A 4,868-nucleotide genomic window follows, 5' to 3' on the forward strand; every position below is an offset into this window, starting at 1 on the left:
GTGTTGCACTTCAATTTTAAATCGGGGCATTTTTACCGGCCCATTTCTTTTTAAAAAAAAATAACTATGGTAAAATATTTATGAGTCAGTTTAAGGGGGTGTGATCTATGAGCAAAAAAAGTGATCAACATACAAAAAAACCTTGGGAAAGTACCTTTGAAGAGGAAAAAGACAGCAGCGGTAATTATTCACGGTCGGTAACACGGCGTAATAATAAAAGTAATACTGTTTTGACTAGTTCTTTGTTGGTTATTTTTTTGATTATCATTATTGGAACTATCGCACTTTATTTCATTTCACAAAAAACTTCGTCTAATAAAACTTTAAATAGTGATGATCAAGTTGAGGTAATTTCTTCATCAAAGAAAAAAACAAAAACTGCAAAAAAGAAAACAAATAAAAAGACTGTAGCTGAAAAGGGTTCAAAAACTTTAGCCCAATCCAGCAGTGTTAAAGAAAATGCCCCGGCTGAATCTTCTGCAGCTCAAGAGACTTCTTCAGCAATCTCTGAGTCTGCTGAACAACAGTCTTCTGATTCGGAGGCTCAAAGCAGCAGTTCGGCGCAATCATCTGAAGATGGTTCATATGTGACCGTTGATGCAGGTCAAGGCTTGTACCGTGTTGCAGCAAATAATGGTCTTTCAGTTAACGAATTGATCCAACTTAATCCGGGGTTGACTTCGGGTTCCACGATCAATCCGGGACAACGGATTCGAATCAAGTAATATAAGTGAGAGGTCGTTTTCAATGAACCGGCCTCTATTTATTTGTTTAGATTTATATTTTTAATATGCTAACGGATTTTATAATTTAAAAACTAATTATCACTACAATTCAAGTTCATTGGCAATTCATAATACATAATTAGTTTGAAAAGTGCGGAGGAGAATAATGTCAACAAAGATGCAGATTGCAATTGATGGGCCTGCTTCGGCAGGAAAAAGTACCGTTGCTAAACTCGTAGCAAAAAAATTAGATTATATTTATTGTGATACAGGTGCAATGTATCGTGCTGTTACGTATGCTGCTTTAAAGCAAGGAGTACAATTAGATGATGATGTCGCTTTAAAAAAAATGCTGACACAGTTTGATCTAAAGTTTATTCCTGCCGATCCGGAACAATTAGTAATTGTCAACGGAGAAGACATAACGAAACAGATCCGTTTTCCAGAAATAACCAATCAAGTTTCCTTGGTTTCAGCACAGCCTAGTGTCCGAGAAAAAATGACGAAGCGGCAACAAGAAATTGCTTCAGCAGGTGCCATCGTCATGGACGGAAGAGATATTGGAACAACAGTCTTGCCTCAAGCTGAAGTTAAAATCTTTTTAGTGGCCAGTGTTCATGAACGGGCAGTGCGTCGTTACAAGGAAAATATCTCTAAGGGTATAGAAACTTCTATGCAAACCTTAGAGGACGAAATAAAAGCACGTGATTATAAAGACTCACATCGTGAAATATCACCATTGACTCAAGCAAGTGATGCTATTTTATTGGATACGACGTCCTTGAATATCACACAAGTCGTGGAAAAAATACTTAAATTTATCCATGAGAAGGAAAAAAATAAAATTAACTGGAAATTTTAAGTAAAATCAGTTAAGATGTATCTTAGAGTTAGTCGTTAAGGAGGACTTAGTCCATGAGTGAATCAGAAAACAAGGATTTATTAGAAGCTTTAAACAGTGTAAAGCCTGTTAAGATCGGTGGTGTCGTTAAAGGTGAAGTTTTGGCATTAGACGATTCAAAACAAGTTATTGTCGGTATTGAGGGCACAGGTGTTGAAGGTGTTGTGCCTGCGCGTGAATTGAGTATCAAAGAAGAAATCAAAGATAAAGTTAAAGTTGGTGACAACCTTGACTTGGTCGTAATCTCAAAAATTGGCTCTGATAAAGAAGGCGGCAGTTTCTTGTTGTCCCAACGTAGACTTGAAGCACGTAAGGTTTGGGATGAAATTGAACAAAAATTTGAATCTGGTGAAAATATCACTGCTCCTGTCACACAAGTTGTTAAAGGTGGCTTAGTTGTTGATGCAGGTGTTCGTGGCTTTATTCCGGCATCCATGGTGTCTGATCACTTCGTGGAAGATTTAAGTCAATTTAAGGGACAAGAACTTGAGCTTAAGATCGTTGAAATTGAACCTAGCGAAAATCGTTTGATTCTTTCTCATAAAGAAATTGCACGTGCACAACGTGAAGCAAAACGTCAAGAAATCATGAGTAAATTAGCTGCTGGTGACGTTGTTGAAGGTAAAGTTGCTCGTTTGACAAACTTCGGTGCTTTCGTTGACTTAGGTGGTGTTGATGGTTTGGTTCATGTTTCGGAAATTTCTTACGAACGTGTTGGTAAACCATCTGATGTGCTTAAAGTTGGCCAGGATGTCAAAGTTAAAGTTCTTTCTGTCGATTCAGACAGAGATCGGATCTCATTGTCTATCAAGCAGACATTGCCACAGCCATGGGATAATATCAATGAAAAAGTTGCTGAAGGCGACATCATTGAAGGTACAGTTAAGCGTTTAACAAGCTTCGGTGCATTTGTTGAAGTATTTCCTGGTGTTGAAGGTTTAGTTCACATTTCACAAATTTCACACAAGCATATTGCTACACCAAATGAAGTTTTGACTTCTGGTGAAACTGTTAAGGCTAAAGTTCTGAGTGTTGATGGTGAAAATCATCGTTTGGCATTGTCTATCAAAGCTTTGCAAGATAAGCCAGTTGCTGAACCTAAAGAAGAAAAGCATCACTCACAAAAGAATGATTCCAACAATTTTCCTGATGAAGAAACAGGATTCACATTAGGAGATATTATTGGTGACGATTTAAAGAAATAAATCAAATCTAAATCGATAATCGAAACCAGTCCTCGTATTTTGTTCTTGGACTGGTTTTTTAATTGTTAGTTTTGAAAAAAATAATTTAAGAAAGAGGTGGATGATCATGGCTAATCCAGTGGTTGCTTTTGTTGGTCGCCCTAACGTAGGTAAGTCAACTATTTTTAATCGTATAGCCGGAGAACGTATTTCGATAGTTGAGGACACTCCCGGCGTCACTAGGGACCGAATTTATGCCCATAGTGAATGGCTCGGCCAAAACTTTGATATTATTGATACCGGTGGTATCGAAATCAGCAATGAACCTTTGATAACACAGATCACAGAACAAGCAAAAATCGCTATCGACGAAGCTGATGTTATAGTTGCAATCGTTAGCGTACAAGAAGGTGTTACCGATGCAGATGAAGAGGTTGCTCAGATCCTCTATCAATCGGACAAGCCTGTAATTTTAGCTGTAAATAAGGTTGACAATCCCGAAGCAAGGTCACAGATCTATGACTTTTATTCATTGGGACTAGGAGATCCGATCCCTGTTTCTGGGACACATGGTATCGGGACTGGTGACCTATTGGATAAGATCTGTGCATCGTTTCCGGCTAAAACTGAAAATGATGAAGATTCGACCATTAAATTCAGTTTTATTGGGCGCCCTAATGTTGGTAAATCATCATTAGTTAATTCTATTTTAGGTGAAAATAGAGTCATTGTATCTGGAATTGAGGGAACGACTCGTGATGCCATTGATACTAAGTTTTCAACTGAAAATGGGACAGAATATACGATGATCGATACAGCAGGAATCCGTAAACGCGGCAAAGTTTACGAAAACACTGAAAAGTATTCAGTCTTGCGCGCTATGCGTGCTATTGATAGAAGTGATGTAGTTTGTGTTGTTTTAAACGCTGAAGAAGGCATCCGTGAACAAGATAAGCATGTGGCCGGCTACGCGCACGAAGCTGGACGTGGCGTTATTATTGTCGTTAATAAATGGGACACTTTGAAAAAAGGTAATCATTCCATGCAGCAATTTGAAGCGGCGGTAAGAGCAGAATTTCAATATTTGAGTTATGCACCGCTGGTTTTTGTTTCTGCAAAGACACATCAACGACTAAATACTTTACCACAGCTGGTTCAACGAGTTTATAACAATCATAAGCAAAGAGTTTCATCTTCTGTCTTAAATGATGTCTTGATGGATGCAATGGCTCATAATCCAACGCCAACAGAAAATGGCAAACGGCTACGGGTTTATTATGGTACACAGGTTGCGGTACAACCACCAACCTTTGTGCTGTTTGTCAATGATCCAGAATTGATGCACTTCTCATATGAGCGCTTTTTAGAAAATCAAATTCGAGATGCTTTTGATTTTACTGGAACTCCCATCAGAATAATCGAAAGACGTAGAAAATAGGCAAAGTAAGGCTTTTCATTAGAATATTTTAATATATGTCTCTTTTTGCCAAAAAAAATGCAAAATAAAACTAAAAACCTTGTTATATTAGGCTTTATGTGCTATCTTATTATTTGAGCAATGATTTTGTTAGTCATTGTTTCATGTTTTTGGTGAATAGCCAATTACTTAGAATAGATATAAAAATCTTTTATATCTGAGATCTAGTTCAGGAGGTGAAACACATGGCAAACAAAGCACAATTGATCGAAACTGTTGCAGAAAAAACAGGTTTGACAAAGAAGGACGCAACTGTTGCAGTTGACGCTGTTTTCGGTTCAATTCAAGACTTCTTGAAGGACGGCGAAAAAGTTCAACTTATTGGTTTTGGTAACTTCGAAGTACGCGAACGCGCTGCTCGTAAAGGCCGGAACCCACAAACAGGTGCAGAAATTCAAATTCCTGCAAGCAAAGTCCCTGCATTTAAGCCAGGCAAAGCTCTGAAGGATGTTGTTAAATAAGGACAACTGCATTGAACGGATCAGGTAAGAATTTTCTTATCCTGGTCCTTTTTAATTAGGGACTGTCTGAAAACTTAAAATTCAGGTACAATCTGAGGAAAAACGAATCGAGGCATTCCG

5 protein-coding genes are annotated in these 4,868 nt (G+C 38.0%); all 5 read left to right on the top strand.

Features of this window, described 5'->3' with window-relative positions; genetic code table 11:
- The first annotated feature begins 107 nt into the window (after window positions 1–107).
- Window positions 108–725: an SAG1386/EF1546 family surface-associated protein gene (locus FC65_RS08710; protein ID WP_010494088.1), complete on the top strand. Its 618-nt coding sequence runs from the start codon at window positions 108–110 to the stop codon at window positions 723–725.
- 166 nt (window positions 726–891) lie between these two features.
- Window positions 892–1,587 (top strand): (d)CMP kinase, encoded by a 696-nt coding sequence (gene cmk, locus FC65_RS08715; RefSeq protein ID WP_056972380.1) that lies wholly within the window; start codon window positions 892–894, stop codon window positions 1,585–1,587.
- A 53-nt stretch (window positions 1,588–1,640) separates the two neighbouring features.
- Window positions 1,641–2,831 carry a 30S ribosomal protein S1 gene (gene rpsA / locus FC65_RS08720; RefSeq protein ID WP_056972382.1) on the top strand — a complete coding sequence of 397 codons (1,191 nt, stop codon included), beginning with the start codon at window positions 1,641–1,643 and terminating at the stop codon, window positions 2,829–2,831.
- Window positions 2,832–2,937: 106 nt separating this feature from the next.
- Window positions 2,938–4,248 carry a ribosome biogenesis GTPase Der gene (gene der, locus FC65_RS08725; protein WP_029604835.1) on the top strand — a complete coding sequence of 437 codons (1,311 nt, stop codon included), beginning with the start codon at window positions 2,938–2,940 and terminating at the stop codon, window positions 4,246–4,248.
- Between the two features lie 224 nt (window positions 4,249–4,472).
- Window positions 4,473–4,748 (top strand): HU family DNA-binding protein, encoded by a 276-nt coding sequence (locus tag FC65_RS08730; protein ID WP_017868147.1) that lies wholly within the window; start codon window positions 4,473–4,475, stop codon window positions 4,746–4,748.
- Window positions 4,749–4,868: the final 120 nt, after the last annotated feature.

It is taken from the genome of Ligilactobacillus acidipiscis DSM 15836 (genome assembly GCF_001435755.1).
Classification (GTDB): domain Bacteria; phylum Bacillota; class Bacilli; order Lactobacillales; family Lactobacillaceae; genus Ligilactobacillus; species Ligilactobacillus acidipiscis.